Annotated in this window: 15 protein-coding genes; 12 read left to right on the top strand and 3 right to left on the bottom strand. The window is 39.6% G+C overall.

Annotation, left to right across the window (positions count from 1 at the left end):
* The first annotated feature begins 67 nt into the window (after positions 1 to 67).
* The 9 genes from trxB (at position 68) to whiA (ending at position 12,599) form a co-directional block, all read left to right on the top strand.
* Positions 68 to 1,018, top strand: coding sequence for a thioredoxin-disulfide reductase (gene trxB / locus FC24_RS03815; protein WP_057873554.1), 951 nt, complete (start codon positions 68 to 70; stop codon positions 1,016 to 1,018).
* 218 nt (positions 1,019 to 1,236) lie between these two features.
* The gene (locus tag FC24_RS03810; RefSeq protein ID WP_057873553.1) at positions 1,237 to 2,961 is read left to right on the top strand and encodes a phospho-sugar mutase; all 1,725 of its coding nucleotides are present in this window, start codon (positions 1,237 to 1,239) and stop codon (positions 2,959 to 2,961) included.
* A gap of 141 nt (positions 2,962 to 3,102) precedes the next feature.
* Positions 3,103 to 3,738 (top strand): YfbR-like 5'-deoxynucleotidase, encoded by a 636-nt coding sequence (locus FC24_RS03805; protein WP_057873552.1) that lies wholly within the window; start codon positions 3,103 to 3,105, stop codon positions 3,736 to 3,738.
* Between the two features lie 214 nt (positions 3,739 to 3,952).
* Positions 3,953 to 5,959 (top strand): excinuclease ABC subunit UvrB, encoded by a 2,007-nt coding sequence (gene uvrB, locus FC24_RS03800; RefSeq protein WP_057873551.1) that lies wholly within the window; start codon positions 3,953 to 3,955, stop codon positions 5,957 to 5,959.
* Positions 5,960 to 6,112: 153 nt separating this feature from the next.
* Positions 6,113 to 8,977 carry an excinuclease ABC subunit UvrA gene (gene uvrA / locus FC24_RS03795; protein WP_057873550.1) on the top strand — a complete coding sequence of 955 codons (2,865 nt, stop codon included), beginning with the start codon at positions 6,113 to 6,115 and terminating at the stop codon, positions 8,975 to 8,977.
* Positions 8,978 to 9,139: 162 nt separating this feature from the next.
* Positions 9,140 to 9,526, top strand: a complete 387-nt coding sequence (locus tag FC24_RS03790; protein ID WP_057873549.1) for a hypothetical protein — start codon at positions 9,140 to 9,142, stop codon at positions 9,524 to 9,526.
* A 199-nt stretch (positions 9,527 to 9,725) separates the two neighbouring features.
* The gene (gene rapZ / locus FC24_RS03785) at positions 9,726 to 10,610 is read left to right on the top strand and encodes an RNase adapter RapZ (protein WP_057873548.1); all 885 of its coding nucleotides are present in this window, start codon (positions 9,726 to 9,728) and stop codon (positions 10,608 to 10,610) included.
* Positions 10,607 to 11,611: a gluconeogenesis factor YvcK family protein gene (locus tag FC24_RS03780; protein WP_057873547.1), complete on the top strand. Its 1,005-nt coding sequence runs from the start codon at positions 10,607 to 10,609 to the stop codon at positions 11,609 to 11,611. The genes rapZ and FC24_RS03780 overlap by 4 nt, the downstream gene beginning before the upstream one ends.
* Before the next feature lie 40 nt (positions 11,612 to 11,651).
* On the top strand, positions 11,652 to 12,599 hold the full coding sequence (whiA, locus tag FC24_RS03775) for a DNA-binding protein WhiA (protein ID WP_057873546.1): 948 nt from the start codon (positions 11,652 to 11,654) through the stop codon (positions 12,597 to 12,599).
* Between the two features lie 53 nt (positions 12,600 to 12,652).
* Here the strand turns inward: whiA and FC24_RS03770 are convergent, their stop codons facing one another.
* Together FC24_RS03770 and clpP are read right to left on the bottom strand one after the other, a co-directional pair.
* Positions 12,653 to 13,174: a thioredoxin domain-containing protein gene (locus tag FC24_RS03770; protein ID WP_057873545.1), complete on the bottom strand. Its 522-nt coding sequence runs from the start codon at positions 13,172 to 13,174 to the stop codon at positions 12,653 to 12,655.
* 106 nt (positions 13,175 to 13,280) lie between these two features.
* Positions 13,281 to 13,865, bottom strand: a complete 585-nt coding sequence (clpP, locus tag FC24_RS03765; protein WP_057873544.1) for an ATP-dependent Clp endopeptidase proteolytic subunit ClpP — start codon at positions 13,863 to 13,865, stop codon at positions 13,281 to 13,283.
* A 262-nt stretch (positions 13,866 to 14,127) separates the two neighbouring features.
* Between clpP and FC24_RS03760 the strand changes: the two genes are divergently transcribed.
* The gene (locus FC24_RS03760; RefSeq protein ID WP_083485620.1) at positions 14,128 to 14,976 is read left to right on the top strand and encodes an SDR family oxidoreductase; all 849 of its coding nucleotides are present in this window, start codon (positions 14,128 to 14,130) and stop codon (positions 14,974 to 14,976) included.
* A 75-nt stretch (positions 14,977 to 15,051) separates the two neighbouring features.
* Here the strand turns inward: FC24_RS03760 and FC24_RS03755 are convergent, their stop codons facing one another.
* Positions 15,052 to 15,384, bottom strand: a complete 333-nt coding sequence (locus FC24_RS03755) for an HTH domain-containing protein (protein WP_057873542.1) — start codon at positions 15,382 to 15,384, stop codon at positions 15,052 to 15,054.
* Between the two features lie 117 nt (positions 15,385 to 15,501).
* Here FC24_RS03755 and FC24_RS03750 point away from each other — a divergent pair, with 117 nt between their 5' ends.
* Entirely contained in the window at positions 15,502 to 15,759 is a 258-nt protein-coding gene (locus FC24_RS03750; RefSeq protein ID WP_057873541.1) for a transposase, read from the top strand.
* 429 nt (positions 15,760 to 16,188) lie between these two features.
* Positions 16,189 to 16,377, top strand: a complete 189-nt coding sequence (locus FC24_RS03745; protein WP_057873540.1) for a leucocin A/sakacin P family class II bacteriocin — start codon at positions 16,189 to 16,191, stop codon at positions 16,375 to 16,377.
* The last annotated feature ends 167 nt before the right edge of the window (positions 16,378 to 16,544 follow it).

The raw sequence follows: 16,544 nt of genomic DNA, 5'->3' as shown, positions 1-16,544 counted from the left end.
TATGTTGGACTTTATTTGACCCTCAGCGTATGCTGATAATAGAAACTTAAAAGATGGAGGAATGACCATGACGAAGCAGGCAGATGTTGTCGTAATTGGTGCAGGGCCAGGTGGCTTAACCGCTGCATTGTATGCATCACGTTCGAACCTTTCCGTTATTATTATTGATCGCGGCATTTATGGTGGCCAGATGAATAATACGGCTGAAATTGAAAATTATCCGGGCTTTAAATCAGTTTTAGGCCCAGATTTAGCTAAGCAAATGTACGAAGGGGCAACACAATTTGGGGCAGAATACGTTTATGGTAATGTTACTCAAGTTGAAGACCAAGGCCAATATAAATTAGTTCATACTGACGATGGTGATTATCAAGCTAAAGCAGTCATCGTTGCGACTGGTTCTGACCACCGTAAATTAGGTGTTCCAGGTGAAGATCAATACAGCGGTCGCGGTGTTTCTTACTGTGCTGTCTGCGATGGGGCTTTCTTTAAAGATCGGGAAGTTGCTGTCATTGGTGGTGGTGATTCTGCTGTTGAAGAGGGCATTTATTTAGCTCAATTGGCATCTAAAGTAACAATTATCCACCGGCGGGATCAGTTACGTGCACAAAAGATTTTACAGCAACGCGCTTTTGATAATCCAAAAATTGATTTTGTTTGGAATGCTGATACTAAAGAAATTTTAGGGGACGATCAAAAGGTTACTGGTGTGCGTTATGTCGATAAAGTTAGTGGTGAAAGCCATACGCTACCAGCTAGTGGGACATTTATTTATGTCGGCATTGATGCATTGACTGAGCCGTTTAAAAACTTAGGCATTTTAGATGAAAAAGGTTGGGTTAAAACTGATGACCACATGCGGACAGCTGTTCCTGGCATTTTAGCCTTAGGTGATGTTCGGAAAAAGACTTTACGTCAGATTACCACGGCCGTAGGTGATGGTGGTTTAGCTGGACAGGAAGCCTTTAACTATATTCAAGAATTAGACGATAAAATGAAACAAAAAGTAGCAGATTAACTCATGTTAGTTAATAACGCTTAATTATCAATGGTGCACAACTCATAAACTGAGTTGTGCACCATTTTTAAGTTAAGCGGAAAAAACTTTGCAGCAGGGTAATTTTTAATGCAGCACTGTGCCAAGTACAACACGTTGATCATCTTGTCGAGCATATTTAGTGCAGTGCTAACTTTTGTAGTATACTGTTATTGAATGATGATAAGGAGGCGGAGCAATTGGCATGGCAAGAAACTTACCAAGCTTGGGTAGCTTATCCAGAATTAAATGCTAATTTAAAAAAACAATTGACAGCAATCTCTGATCAAGAACAATTAGAGGATGCTTTTTATCAACCGATGACGTTTGGCACTGCAGGAATGCGGGGCATCATGGGACCTGGCATTAATCGTATGAACATTTATACGGTTCGCCAAGCAACAGAAGGGCTTGCGCGGTTTATGGATACTTTAGATCCAGCAACCAAAAAACGTGGTGTTGCAATCAGTTTTGATTCAAGGTATCATTCTGAATTATTTGCGCATGAAGCTGCACAAGTTTTAGGTGCGCATCAGATACCAAGTTTTGTGTTTGATGGTTTACGGCCAACACCAGAGCTATCGTTTGCTGTTCGGCATTTGCACACTTATGCCGGTATTATGATTACAGCTAGCCATAATCCAAAACAATATAATGGCTATAAAATTTATGGCCCTGATGGCGGGCAAATGCCGCCTAAGGAAGCTGATTTGATCACCCGTTATGTCCGTCAAGTAACTGACCTTTTTCACATTAAAACAGTTGCTATACAAGACTTAAGGGCTGCTAAGTTAATGACATTAATTGGTGAAGACGTGGATGAAGCTTATTTAGCTAACGTTAAAAAAATCACCATTAACCAAAACTTAGTGGATGAAGTGGGACCTAAATTAAAATTAGTTTATTCACCATTACATGGTACAGGCAAAATGCTAGGAGAAAAGGCACTAACCAATGCTGGCTTTACACAGTTTAAGTTTGTGACACCGCAAGCAATTGCAGATCCGGAATTTGCGACGGTTCCTTATCCAAACCCAGAGTTTCCAGAAGCTTTTGATATGGCGATTAAGTTAGGCAAACAAGAAAATGCGGATGTCTTAATTGCAACTGATCCAGATGCAGATCGTTTAGGGACAGCTGTTAGACAGCCAGATGGCAACTATCGCTTATTAAATGGGAATCAAATTGCTGCGTTGATGTTAGATTACATCCTGCGGGCTAATCAAGCAGCTGGCACTTTACCCGACAATGCGGTAGTCATTAAATCAATTGTTTCAACTGAGTTAGCCACGCAAATTGCACATCATTACCACGTTAAAATGTTAGATGTGTTAACTGGTTTCAAATTTATCGGCGAAAAAATCAAACAATATGAAGCGGACCACAGTCAGACTTATATGTTTGGCTTTGAAGAAAGTTATGGTTCATTGATCCGGCCATTTGTCCGGGATAAAGATGCCATCCAAGGGTTACTGTTATTAGCAGAAATTGCTGCTTTTTATCAAAAACAAGGTAAGACGCTGTATGATGGCTTGCAAGATTTGTTTAAGCAGTATGGCTATTATGCAGAAAAAACAGTCTCACAAACTTTTGAAGGTGTCAGTGGTCATGATAAAATGGCACAATTGATGACAAAATTCCGTGAAAATCAGCCGACCGCCTTCAATGGCGTTAAAATTACAGCGGTGGAGGACTTTACACAACAAACTAAAAAGTTTGCGGACGGTCATCAAGAAAAAATGACGTTACCGACTGCAAATGTTTTGAAATATTTGTTAGCTGATAAAACTTGGATTGCCGTTCGTCCTTCAGGAACGGAACCTAAAATTAAATTCTATGTTGGCACGATTGGTAAAAGCGAAACTGATGCAGCGGCTAAACTAACGGCCTTTGAACAAGCGTTACAAGATTTTGCTAAAGCTTAATCAGTGTGAAAATAAGCAGTGGACACGTTCAATTTGAATGGTTCACTGCTTATTTATCTGGACAACTTGTTTTAACTTGCCAGTAAGGTTGAAAATCTGTAAAATAGGGACAATTTAAATTTCAAAAGTAGGTGACTAAAAATGGGAATGCATCAATATTTACAAAGTTTAAGTAATTTGGAGACGATTCACCGTGCACCAGGCTATTTTAAATATGAGGAGCACTCAGTTGCCGCCCATTCTTTTAAAGTGACACAGGTTGCGCAGATGTTAGGCGATATTGAAGAAAATGCCGGTCAAAAAATTAATTGGCGCGCCTTATATGAAAAAGCACTCAATCATGATTATACTGAACGGTTTATTGGGGATATTAAAACGCCGGTTAAATATGCGACTCCTGCTTTACGTCAAATGCTAGCCGATGTGGATGCTAATTTAACTGCATCGTTTATCAAAAGTGAAATTCCTGCTGAATTCCAAGCAGCATATCGACGCCGGTTAAGTGAAGGTAAAGATGCCACCTTGGAAGGTCGAATTTTGGCAGTTGCTGATAAAGTGGATTTGCTTTATGAGTCGTTTGGCGAAATTCAAAAAGGAAATCCAGAACCCGTCTTTACGCAAATTTACCGGGAAAGTTTGCATACGATTGTCGAATTTTCTGATATGGCGAGTGTTCAATACTTTTTAACTCAAATTTTACCGGATTTGTTAGCAGAAGATTTCACCAATCAAGAAAAATTACGTCAAATTACCCAGAAAATCACAGCTAAAAATTAATCAACCAAACTAGTGGCGAAAATATGTTCCCTATGCTAAAATTAAACCAGTTAATCGTTAAAGGGCTATTGTCGCAACTATGCCAGTTAGCGATTTGTTTCGGAAATTAGTTGAGATGCTTGGTGCGTTTCAAATATTTCATCAATTAGAGGTTGCCACAAAGTATTCTTTTGTTACAACCTCTTTTTCGTTTGGCATCCGAGGGGGTTATCTTTTGATTCAGCGTGAACCACATCGTGATTTTGATCTTGTATCACCATATCAACCAGCTGGCGATCAGCCGACTGCGATAGCGAAGTTAACTAAAGGTATTCAACAAGGGGAAAAAGCCCAGATTTTGTTGGGTGCTACTGGGACCGGAAAAACATTTACCATGAGCGAAGTGATCAGCAAAGTTAATAAGCCAACTTTAGTGATTGCCCACAATAAAACATTAGCTGGCCAGCTTTATGGTGAATTTAAAGAATTCTTCCCGCACAATGCAGTGGAATATTTTGTTAGCTATTATGATTACTATCAGCCAGAAGCTTATGTGCCTTCCAGTGACACTTACATTGAAAAAGACTCAAGCATTAATGATGAAATTGATAAATTGCGTCATTCGGCTACCAGTTCGTTGTTGGAGCGGGACGATGTGATTGTGGTTGCTTCAGTTTCCAGCATCTTTGGTCTAGGGGATCCACATGAATATGCGGACCATGTTTTGTCCATTCGGGCCGGTCAGCAAATGGATCGTAATGAGTTGTTGCGCCAATTAGTCAGCATTCAATTTGAACGTAACGATATTGATTTTCAACGTGGTCGTTTCCGGGTACGAGGCGATGTGGTGGAAATTTTTCCTGCATCACGTGATGAACGGGCTTTGCGGATCGAATTTTTTGGTGATGAGATTGACCGGATCCGGGAAGTTGATGCACTTACAGGTGAAGTGATCGGTGATCGAGATCATGTTGCGATTTTCCCGGCAACCCACTTTATGACAAACGATGAACAGATGGACCGCGCGATTAATGGGATTGAAGCGGAATTAAAGGTTCGCCACCAGGAATTAGTGGATCAGCATAAACTATTAGAAGCACAACGCCTCGCTCAGCGGACAAAGTACGATGTTGAGATGATGCGGGAAATGGGCTACACGTCTGGTATTGAAAACTATTCTCGCCACATGGACGGGCGTAAACCTGGTGAACCACCTTATACGCTGCTAGATTTCTTCCCGAAGGATTTTTTGATTATGATTGATGAATCTCATGTTACTATGCCGCAGATTCGCGGGATGTACAATGGTGACCGTGCGCGGAAACAGATGTTAGTGGATTATGGTTTCCGCTTACCTAGCGCACTGGATAATCGCCCGTTAAAACTGAAAGAATTTGAAAAGCATGTGCATCAAATTGTTTATGTTTCAGCAACGCCTGGTCCTTACGAATACAGCCAAACACATGAGTTAGCTGAACAGATCATTCGGCCAACTGGTTTATTAGACCCTAAAATTGAAGTACGGCCGATTATGGGGCAAATCGATGATTTGGTAGGCGAAATTAATTTACGGGTTGAACGTAATGAACGTGTTTTTGTTACCACGCTAACTAAAAAAATGGCTGAAGATTTGACGGATTATTTAAAAGAATTAGGCATTAAGGTTCGGTATTTACACAGTGACATTAAAACTTTAGAGCGAACACAAATCATTCGTGATTTACGTTTAGGAAAGTTCGATGTGTTAGTTGGCATTAATTTATTGCGTGAAGGAATTGATGTTCCAGAAGTTTCACTAATTGGTATTTTAGATGCTGATAAAGAAGGATTTTTACGGAGCGAACGGTCTTTAATTCAGACCATCGGCAGGGCTTCACGTAATGTAGATGGAACGGTTATTATGTATGCAGATGAGGTTACGGAATCCATGCGGGGCGCCATTGATGAGACTAAACGGCGGCGTACGATTCAAAAAGCCTATAATGAAAAGCACCACATTAAACCGCGGACCATCAAAAAGGAAATTCGTGATTTGATTTCACCTGTTAAATCAGTACCAGTTAAAGAATCTCAAGACGGTGCGATCACGGAACCTGATTTTGCAAATATGACTAAAAAACAACAGAAGACCATGATCAACAACCTAGAAGAACAAATGCGAACAGCCGCTAAAGGACTAGAGTTTGAACAGGCGGCGACGTTACGGGATACGATTTTGGAACTAAAGGCTGAAATTGAGTAAACACTGCGTTAAGATGAAAGTTGAACTGTAAAATGGCTAGCTGGCAACAGGTTCAGTTATCAATGCCAGTTTGACAAAAGTTGGTTAGCTAATAAGGGCTGGGACGAAATTACTTTTGTTTCAGTCCTTATTCTGTCAATAGGAGGCATCATTTTGGCAAACGATAAGATTGTAATTCACGGTGCACGTGCACATAATTTAAAAGACATCGATGTCACAATTCCACGAGACAAATTAGTGGTAGTCACCGGTTTATCTGGCTCGGGAAAAAGCTCGCTGGCTTTTGATACGTTGTATGCAGAAGGGCAGCGACGTTATGTTGAAAGTTTATCTGCTTATGCCCGCCAATTTCTAGGGCAAATGGATAAACCCGACGTTGATTCAATTGACGGTTTAAGTCCGGCAATTTCAATTGATCAAAAAACAACTTCCAAAAATCCACGTTCGACAGTAGGCACGGTGACTGAAATTAATGATTATTTACGTTTGCTGTGGGCACGTGTGGGCCACCCAATTTGTCCAAATGATGGGACGGAAATTGGCAGCCAAACAGTTGAACAAATGGTTAACCGAATTTTAGCTTTACCGGAAGGTACTCGGCTACAGATTATGTCTCCCATTGTTCGGGGTAAAAAAGGGCAACATAAAAAAATATTGCAGCGGATTCAAAAAGAAGGCTATGTCCGTGTTAGAGTAGATGGCGAAATTCATGATATCAGTGAAAAAATTGAATTAGCTAAAAATAAGAAGCATGATATTGACATCGTCATTGACCGGATTATTGTTAAAGGGAAAGCACGTTCACGGTTATTTGATTCTTTTGAAGCGGCTTTAAGACTATCAGATGGGTATGCAACAGCTGATATCATTGGTGGAAAACCAATTTTATTTTCTGAACATTATGCTTGTCCATATTGTGGGTTTACTATCGGTGAACTAGAACCGCGGCTATTCTCATTTAATGCACCATTTGGCGCTTGCCCTGAGTGTGACGGCTTAGGTGTCAAGTTAGAGGTTGACGAGGATTTAGTAGTTCCTGATCCGAGTTTAACTTTGCGAGATGGTGCCTTAGCGCCTTGGAATCCAATTTCATCCCAATACTATCCTGAGCTATTAAAACAAGCTGCCACCGCTTTTGGTGTTGACTTAGATACACCCTTTAAAAAATTACCGGCTAAGCAACAGAAATTAATGCTTTATGGCGCTGGTGAGCAGACTTTTCATTTTCATTATGAAAATGATTTTGGTGGTATTCGCGACGTTGATGTGACTTTTGAAGGGGTTGTCAATAATGTGGCGCGGCGTTATCAGCGTACGAATAGTGATTTCACCCGGACACAGATGCGTCAATACATGACGGAACTGACTTGCCCGGTTTGTCATGGCTACCGGTTAAATCCCCAAGCATTAGCAGTCAAAGTAAATGGCCAACACATTGGCGAAGTTTCTGATTATGCGATCAATGATTCACTAGCTTTTTTCAAACAGTTAAAGTTGTCAGAAAAGGAATTGACGATTGCCAAGCCAATTTTAAAAGAAGTTATTGACCGATTAACTTTCTTGAAGAATGTGGGGTTAGACTATCTTAATTTAAGTCGTTCAGCAGGCACGTTATCTGGTGGTGAAGCGCAACGAATCCGCTTAGCGACGCAAATCGGTTCTAATTTGTCGGGTGTGTTATATATTTTAGACGAGCCGTCAATTGGTTTACACCAACGGGATAACGGTCGCTTAATAAACTCATTGAAATCGATGCGAGATATTGGTAATACTTTAATTGTGGTGGAACATGATGAAGATACTATGCGCTCGGCTGATTATTTAATTGATATTGGCCCTGGCGCAGGTGAAAATGGTGGTCGTGTAATGGCAGCAGGAACTCCTTCAGAAGTAGCCGCAAATCCACATTCCTTAACTGGTGATTATTTATCAGGTAAAAAATACATTCCGCTACCAGAAAAAAGACGTCAAGGCAGTGGAAAAAAGATCCGTATCAGCGGTGCTAGTGAACACAATTTAAAGAACATTACGGTTGATTTTCCTTTAGGCAAATTCATTGTGGTTACTGGTGTTTCTGGTTCCGGCAAGTCGACGTTAGTCAACAATATTTTGAAGCGAGTGTTGGCTCAAAAATTAAACCATAATAAACAAAAGCCTGGGAAATATAAATCAGTTGCGGGTGTCAAAAACATTGATAAAATTGTCAATATCGATCAAAGCCCGATTGGTCGAACACCGCGTAGCAATCCGGCAACCTATACCAGTGTGTTTGATGATATTCGGACGCTATTTGCACAAACAAATGAAGCTAAGGTGCATGGCTATAAGAAAAATCGCTTTAGTTTTAACGTTAAAGGTGGTCGCTGTGAAGCATGTAAAGGCGACGGGATTATCAAAATTGAAATGAATTTCTTACCAGATGTTTATGTCCCTTGTGAAGTTTGCCATGGCACACGTTATAATTCTGAAACGCTAAAGGTGCGTTACAAAGGTTACAACATTTCGGATGTGCTAAATATGACAGTGGCCCAAGCATTAAAATTATTTGGGCCAATTCCTAAAATTCGGCGCAAACTACAGACGATTATGGACGTTGGATTAGGCTACATCACGCTAGGACAATCAGCAACCACATTATCTGGCGGTGAAGCACAGCGGATGAAATTGGCGTCTGAATTGCATCGGCGGCAAACTGGCAAAACCTTTTATATTTTGGATGAACCGACAACTGGACTTCATGCGGATGATATTAAACGGCTACTAGCAGTTTTGCACCGGTTAGTGGATGCTGGGAATACTGTATTAATTATTGAACACAATTTGGATGTTATTAAAACCGCAGATTATTTAATTGACTTAGGCCCAGAAGGTGGTGCTGGTGGCGGTGAAGTGATTGCAACTGGAACACCTGAAAAAATTGCGGCAACACCAAATAGTTATACTGGCCAATATCTGCAACCAGTATTAAAGCGAGATCGAAAACGAGCTAAATTTGTTAAAGAAAGCACGGCAAAATAATTTGAAAAGTGTGGCTTCAAAAAATGAAGTGCACACTTTTTTATTTTATAGCTGAATTAAGCGCTTTATTTAGTAAAATGTCGTATAATGAAGTTGGAGCAGATATTCCGCCTATCAGTTTTTAAGTACGACGGTTAAGTTTAACTTTAGGAGGCGTTGGGCATGAAACATCGGGCTAAATTTTTGAGCGTGGGTTCGTGGCTGTTTGGCTGTCTAACCATTATGTTATTGACTGCAAACCCGATCACGCCCCATCTCAGCGTATTTAATGGTACCGGAATGTGGCTAGCACTAGGGATTTTAACTGGATTATATCTACTACCATTGTTAGGCGCAGCAATCAAAGTTGATTATGGTTACCATCTACTAACAGGTTGGCTAGCAATCAGTATGTTGCTGTTTGTAATGGCAGGAGTTCCTGTTTTATTTAGCGGCAGTGCGTTAGGTTTACGATTACTGTTGGGATTGATCACGATTTTAGGTGTGATAGACATTATTTTGTGGTTACCGTTAGCACTAGTACCAAAAAAGCCATTGCAAAATAGTTAATGATTAGTTTGTATGCTCAAGGGTAGGTGTGAAGCATTAACTTCCATCTACTCTATTTTATTTTTTGTCAGCAAGCCGATGGTGCCAATTGCGTAATACTAGCAATGAAACGCCCGGTATGTTACACTTACAAAAGTGCGTCTAACGAGACACTAGGACGCGTTGCCATTAGCAACCACTCATGAAAGGATGTTCATTAATGGTAGATACTTTAAATTTAGTTGTCATTACAGGAATGAGTGGTGCCGGTAAAACGGTTGCCATGCAAAGTTTTGAAGATTTAGGATATTTTTGTGTGGACAATATGCCACCAAGCTTGCTGCCTAAATTTTGGGAATTAGTAAAACAGTCTGGCAAAGTAACTAAAATTGCACTGGTGATTGATTTACGTTCACGTGCTTTTTACGATCAAATTGACGAAATGCTGGCAAATTTAGATAATACAAATTTTGTGACAACTAAAATTATCTTCCTCGATGCATCAAATGAAGAATTAGTTTCACGCTATAAAGAAACACGACGCTCTCATCCTTTAGCGATGGAAGGACGTTTACTCGATGGGATTCTTAGAGAACGCGACTTATTAGCTGAAATCAAAAATCGTTCTCAACTCATCATCAACACGACTGAGTTAACACCTAGACAATTACGGGAAAAGATTTTTGAGAATTTTAAATTGAAAGAAACAGCTGCGTTCCACATTGAAGTGATGTCATTTGGCTTTAAGTATGGGTTGCCCATTGATGCGGATATTGTGATGGACGTTCGCTTTTTGCCCAACCCTTACTATGTACCTGAATTCAAACAATTAAGTGGGTTGAATCGAGCTGTTTACGATTATGTGATGAAACAGCATGCAACAGAAGATTTTTATGAGCGCTTTAGCAGTATGTTGCATTTGATTATGCCGGGTTATGAAAAAGAGGGTAAAACCAGTTTAACCATTGCGATTGGCTGTACTGGTGGCCAGCATCGTTCGGTTGCACTTGCACAACGGTTAGGAAAAGATCTGGGACAACAATATCCAGTTGAAATTACGCACCGTGATATGAATAAACGAAAGGAAACAGTGAATCGCTCATGACCAAGTTTTCAACAAATTACCGCCGGCCTAAAATGGTGGTGATTGGTGGTGGTACCGGTTTGCCGGTCATTTTAAAAAGTTTACACCAACAAAATGCAGAAATTACCGCCATCGTCACTGTCGCTGACGATGGTGGTTCTTCTGGTGTTATCCGAGATTATGTTAATGTTGTACCACCAGGGGATATTCGTAATGTTTTAGTAGCGTTATCCAATTTACCACAGATTTATTTGGATATTTTTCAATATCGGTTTAATAACGATGATTCCTTTTTAGCTGGACATGCCATTGGTAATTTAATTATTGCTGCACTATCGGAAATGCGTTCAAATATTTTTGCCGCTGTCCAAGAATTGTCGCGGATGATGAAAATTGACGGTCATGTTTATCCGGCAAGTGACGATCCGTTGATCTTAAACGCACATTTTAGCGACGGCACAGAATTATCCGGGGAAGCAGAAATTACTGCAGCTGATAAAAATATTGATCATGTTTGGGTTACGCCGGCTGATCCCACTCATAGTAAGCCACAGGCGGTCCATCAAGTAATTGAAGCAATTATGGACGCCGACACCGTTGTTTTGGGTCCGGGTAGTTTATTTACTAGTATTTTGCCTAATTTAATGATTAGTAATGTCGGAAAAGCAGTTTGTGAAACTAAAGCTGATGTTACTTATGTTTGCAATATCATGACGCAAAAAGGGGAAACAGAGCATTTCACTGATGCTGACCATGTTCGAGTATTAGCTCGGCACTTAGGTGCGCAGTTTGTCGATACCGTTTTAGTTAATACTGAACCTGTTCCGCCTGATTATTTGGATCATCAAAAATATGATGAATATTTGGTGCAAGTTGAACATGATTTTAAAGGATTACGTCAATTAGGTTGTCGTGTGATTTCCGATAATTTTTTGTCTTTACATGACCGAGGTGTTTTTCATAACGGTGATAAGGTAGCACACGAATTACTTAACCTGGCTTTTCAACCGCACGATATCTAAGTGTTAACGGATCAAAGATTTTAGAAAAGGAGCGCTGTCAATGGGATCTTATGCTAGCGAAGTCAAAAAGGAATTGACGACTTTAGAAGTTCATCGTGAGCATGCACGTGCAGAGCTCGAGGCCTTGATTCGGATGAATGGTAGTCTGAGCATTATGCAACACCAATTCATTTTGAACATTCAAACTGAAAATCCGGCAATAGCACGGCGTATTTACGCGTTATTGCGCAATAATTATGCGATTGAAGCAGAGTTATTAGTGCGACGTAAAATGAAATTAAAGAAAAATAATTTATACATTGTTCGGTTAAAGCACGGTAGTAATCAAGTACTTAAAGATTTGCATATTTTAGCCGGAACGGCCACATTGTCGACATTACCGTCTACGGAAGTCATTAATTCAACGCAAAAAATCCGCTCATATTTACGTGGTGCTTTTTTAGCTGGTGGTTCAGTGAACAATCCTAAAACTAGTCGTTATCATTTAGAAATTTATTCATTATACGAGGCACATAATCAAGAAGTTGCCAAGATGATTAATCAATTTGGGTTAAATGCACGGATTACTGAACGGCGCGGCGGCTATATTGTTTACCTTAAGGAAGGCGAAAAAATTGCCGATTTCTTGCAGCTGATTGGTGCAACCAGTGCCATGCTTAAATTTGAAGATATTCGTATCGTCCGCGATATGCGTAATTCAGTTAACCGGCTAGTCAACTGTGAAACAGCTAATTTAAATAAAACAATCGATGCCGCAACCAAACAAATTGAAAACATCAAATTGATTCAACGTGTTGCCGGATTGGATAGTTTACCGCATAAATTACAAGAAATTGCGGAATTACGGTTGACGCATCCTGACATTACTTTAAAAGAGTTAGGACAACGGGTACCTAGTGGCGCAATTTCTAAATCGGGTATCAACCATCGCTTGCGAAAATTAATGCAAGTCGCAGAAGATTTAAAAGCTGGCAAGGTGACATTATAAAAATAAGCAGTTAATGCCTGATTAGTCGGGCATTAACTGCTTATTTTTAATAGTTAAACAAATTGAGTTAATAATTGTTTTAATTCAGCGCTAGAAATATGCTCATCAAAGATATGTTGGCCTAGAATAATAGTTGGGACGGTTTCGATCTGTGCAGCAACTACTTCATTTTTAATTTGCTGAATTACGGTTGCATTAGGTTGTTCGGTTAATTGCAATTGCTGATTCATATAATCTGCTAATTGGTTCGGTGTCAAATTTTGCCAGTCAGTTTGATGGGCAAAAAGAAATTTAATAGCGTGGTAAGCTTGTGTTGGTTCTTCATAAGGTAAATAGTGCTGGGCAACATTGCCGATGCGTAATTTTTCTTTTGGCTTATCCCAGAATTTAAAAATGCGTTTTAGTTTACCAGCTTTAATTAATGGTTCTAATACAGGAGTTGCTTTTTCAAACCAAGTCCGGCAAAAAGGGCAGCGAAGATTAACAAATTCAGTAATGGTATTTAGTGCAGTTGGTTGGCCAACAACTAATCCTTGAGTAGTGACAGCAGTCAGATCGATTGAATCAGTTTTCATGATTTTTCCTCCTAAATGATACATCATTACTGGCGCTAAATTGATTAACAAGAATTCATTAAATAAAAAGCAGTGGCAAAATATTTTGTCACTGCTCAATTAATGCTTATTTGTTTTTATTAGTCATAATACCATCAATCAAACCATAATCTTTGGCTTCTTGTGCTGTCATGTAATGATCACGATCAGTATCTTTTTGAATGGTATCTAAGTCTTGGCCTGAGCAGTCCGCCAAAATTTTATTTAGGCGTTGCCGAGTCTTCAAAATTTCACGGGCAGCAATTTCAATTTCAGTTTGCTGTCCTTGAGCACCACCTAAAGGTTGGTGAATTAAAACAGTAGAGTTTGGCAATGCAAAACGTTTGCCTTTAGTACCAGCGGTTAAAAGGACACTAGCCATGGATGCTGCCATGCCCATCGCAATGGTTTGAACGTCAGCTTTAACAAAATTCATGGTGTCATAAATTGCTAAGCCAGCCGTTACAGAGCCACCTGGTGAATTAATGTAAAGTGAAATGTCTTTTTCTGAATCTTGTGCATCTAAAAATAGTAATTGTGCAATGATCGTGTTGGCCATTTGATCATTGACTTCACCCGATAACATGATGATACGGTCTTTTAATAGCCGTGAATAAATATCATAGGCACGTTCACCGCGAGAAGATTGTTCAATGACTGTAGGAACTAACATAATGTGACCTCCTAAAGTTTCAAGTTTAAAATAATTTTAGCACTCAATTAAGTGTAATGCTAGTTTAGCTCATTGGTCAAAAAAGGTCAAATATTTGAACACTTGAATTTTTTAACCCAAATAAGCTTTATTATTAGTTTACCACTGAAGAAGTCATCATTTAAAGTTTGTCGCTCAAAGACGCATATTTATTGTGTCTGCTTGGGGAACTTGCTATCTTAAAGGTCACACTTAATTTGCTTCAATGAAAGGTGGTTTTAAGATGACACAACGACGACCAAAAGAAGATTATTTAATGGCTGATCAGCGGGCTAATGTTTCACCTAAACCAGAAATTGAACACCCAACTTACCATGCAGCCGGTAAGCTTAAAGGGAAAGTTGCGATTATTACCGGTGGCGATAGTGGTATTGGTGCTGCTGTTGCATTATTGTATGCGCGTGAAGGCGCTGATGTCGTGATTGTTCACTATGAATCAGCACAAGACGCACAAACGGTTCAACAAAAAATTACGGCACTTGGCCAACAAGCATTAGTCTGCCAAGGCGATGTCGGCAATCCTGAATTTGCAGCAGATGTTGTGCAAAAAACATTGCAGCAGTTTGGTCAAATTGATATTTTAGTCAATAATGCCGGTGAACAGCACGTGCAAGAAAAAATTGGCGACATCAGTGACCAACAATTTGGGCGTACCTTTCAAACTAATTTATTTGGCCAGTTTTATCTAACCAAAGCGGTTGTACCGCATTTAAGCGAGTATGGCACGATCATTAACACGGCCTCGATTACTGCTTTCCAAGGAAATCCACTTTTAATGGATTATTCAGCAACTAAAGGGGCAATTATTGCTTGGACCCGTGCCTTATCACAAAACACGGAAATTTTAGAACGGCATATTCGGGTGAATGCAGTTGCCCCCGGTCCTATCTGGACACCGCTAATTCCAGCAACGTTTCCCAAAGAAAAATTAGAAAGTTGGGGCGAGACACCTTTAGGCAGAGCTGGTAAAGCCTATGAAGTGGCACCGAGCTATGTTTTCTTGGCAGCTGTCGATAGCAGTTTTATCACTGGCCAAACCATTCACGTTAATGGTGGCGATTATACGAGTTAAACATCAATAAATGAAATAAATGTGCCTTAGCAGTTATCGCTATTCAATAGCAAGCTGCTAGGGCACTTATTTAATTCAGAGCTGGCCAACAGTAAAGGGGGAGTCTGGGTTGAGTTGGTAAATTTGATACGGGCGGCCAACTTTTAGGTAAACAGTTTTACTGGTTAACACGTGATGCTTTTCCAAAAATGCAATGTATTTACGAACAATGACATGGGATAAATTAAGTTGTTTAGCAAGTGATTCTGCTGTAAACGGCTTTTTCTGTTCTTTAATTTTGGTACAAATTAGTTTTAGTGTAATTTGACTTAATCCCTTGGTTAAATTCACCTTTAGATCAGTGCTTTCTGGTGTTGAATGAAAGACATGATCGATTTTAGTTTGTTGCAATTGGGTCGTTTGAAACAACTGTTGATTCTTCTTAAAAGTTGCAATACTATTGGCAAATCTTTTAAATGCATTAAAAGAACCCCATTTCTGTTATAGTTAAATTGCTAAACATAACCACAGAGAGGGGTTCTTCCTATGGCAACTTTACTAGAAAAGCGGTTTAATTTCAACGCCCAATTATGGGTCGATCACATTGGTGGTGAATTAACTACTGATGCTGGGCTAGTCTTGGTTAAAGAATTAATGGCGGGGTTTGATTTTACCGTCTTAGCAAAAAAATTGGTCCATTTTCAAGAAGACCGCCACTACTTTCAGCACAGTAATGTGACCTTGCTAGAACAAACTATCTTCCAACTGATCAGCGGCCACCAGTCTGCGTCTGAAACTAAGTAGTTATCAGGTCAAACAAGTGCTGTTTTATCAAATGTTGGCCAAGATTTAAGCCATCAAATGGCCCCACTAGGTGGGGGCTCGTAAAATTTAAGGTTTAAATTGGATCTCAGGGGCTACGTGCGCCCAAAAACCGGCTAAAGCGCCAGTTGAATTTCTTGGCCGGTCATTTTACCAGGGAACTAGTTAAAAAGACCTTTTTAGCTTTAAAAAGCATTCAGTTTTTACGGTATGAATAATTCAGGATAATGGTGCTTTATTAAAGATGATAAGTAATAATTTTAACGTTTATATTTGATTCGTAGACGTTAATATATAAAACATGTTGAGCAAGGTTAACCTAACTATACTTGTCAGTGAGGAGTGAAAGTTGAGCTCACTTTTTATATTCCCAGCGTAATAATGAGAAATTTTAGGAAGGAATGTTGAATTATGAAAGAATTCAAGATGTTAAGTAAAGAGGAACTGACCCAGGTGAATGGTGGGAAATATTATGGCAATGGTGTTTCATGTGGTAAACATTCTTGTTCAGTTGACTGGGGTAAAGCTACAACTTGTACCATTAATAATAGTGCAATGGCTTGGGCCACAAGTGGTCACCAAGGAAATCATAAATGCTAAATTTAAGAAAAGGGCATCAAGGCCCTTTTCTTATTTTCAACAAATACAAAAAAGAAGGGAGTGTGATGATGAGTAAACCTGGTCAACAACAGATTAAAAAACAAGCACTTAATTTGAGAGCGTAAAATATTTTGTGTAAATGCATAAAAGATTTCTGAATTGTATAG

This window comes from Loigolactobacillus rennini DSM 20253 (genome assembly GCF_001436505.1).
Lineage (GTDB): Bacteria > Bacillota > Bacilli > Lactobacillales > Lactobacillaceae > Loigolactobacillus > Loigolactobacillus rennini.
This window is presented reverse-complemented; position numbering and strand designations above follow the sequence as displayed.

Coding starts and splice junctions, on each gene's coding strand:
- whiA (WP_057873546.1), top strand. CDS start 11,652: ATGGGATCTTATGCTAGCGAAGTCAAAAAGGAATTGACGACTTTAGAA.
- FC24_RS03745 (WP_057873540.1), top strand. CDS start 16,189: ATGAAAGAATTCAAGATGTTAAGTAAAGAGGAACTGACCCAGGTGAAT.
- FC24_RS03760 (WP_083485620.1), top strand. CDS start 14,128: ATGACACAACGACGACCAAAAGAAGATTATTTAATGGCTGATCAGCGG.
- FC24_RS03770 (WP_057873545.1), bottom strand. CDS start 13,174: ATGAAAACTGATTCAATCGATCTGACTGCTGTCACTACTCAAGGATTA.
- rapZ (WP_057873548.1), top strand. CDS start 9,726: ATGGTAGATACTTTAAATTTAGTTGTCATTACAGGAATGAGTGGTGCC.
- FC24_RS03790 (WP_057873549.1), top strand. CDS start 9,140: ATGAAACATCGGGCTAAATTTTTGAGCGTGGGTTCGTGGCTGTTTGGC.
- FC24_RS03805 (WP_057873552.1), top strand. CDS start 3,103: ATGGGAATGCATCAATATTTACAAAGTTTAAGTAATTTGGAGACGATT.
- FC24_RS03780 (WP_057873547.1), top strand. CDS start 10,607: ATGACCAAGTTTTCAACAAATTACCGCCGGCCTAAAATGGTGGTGATT.
- trxB (WP_057873554.1), top strand. CDS start 68: ATGACGAAGCAGGCAGATGTTGTCGTAATTGGTGCAGGGCCAGGTGGC.
- clpP (WP_057873544.1), bottom strand. CDS start 13,865: ATGTTAGTTCCTACAGTCATTGAACAATCTTCTCGCGGTGAACGTGCC.
- FC24_RS03750 (WP_057873541.1), top strand. CDS start 15,502: ATGGCAACTTTACTAGAAAAGCGGTTTAATTTCAACGCCCAATTATGG.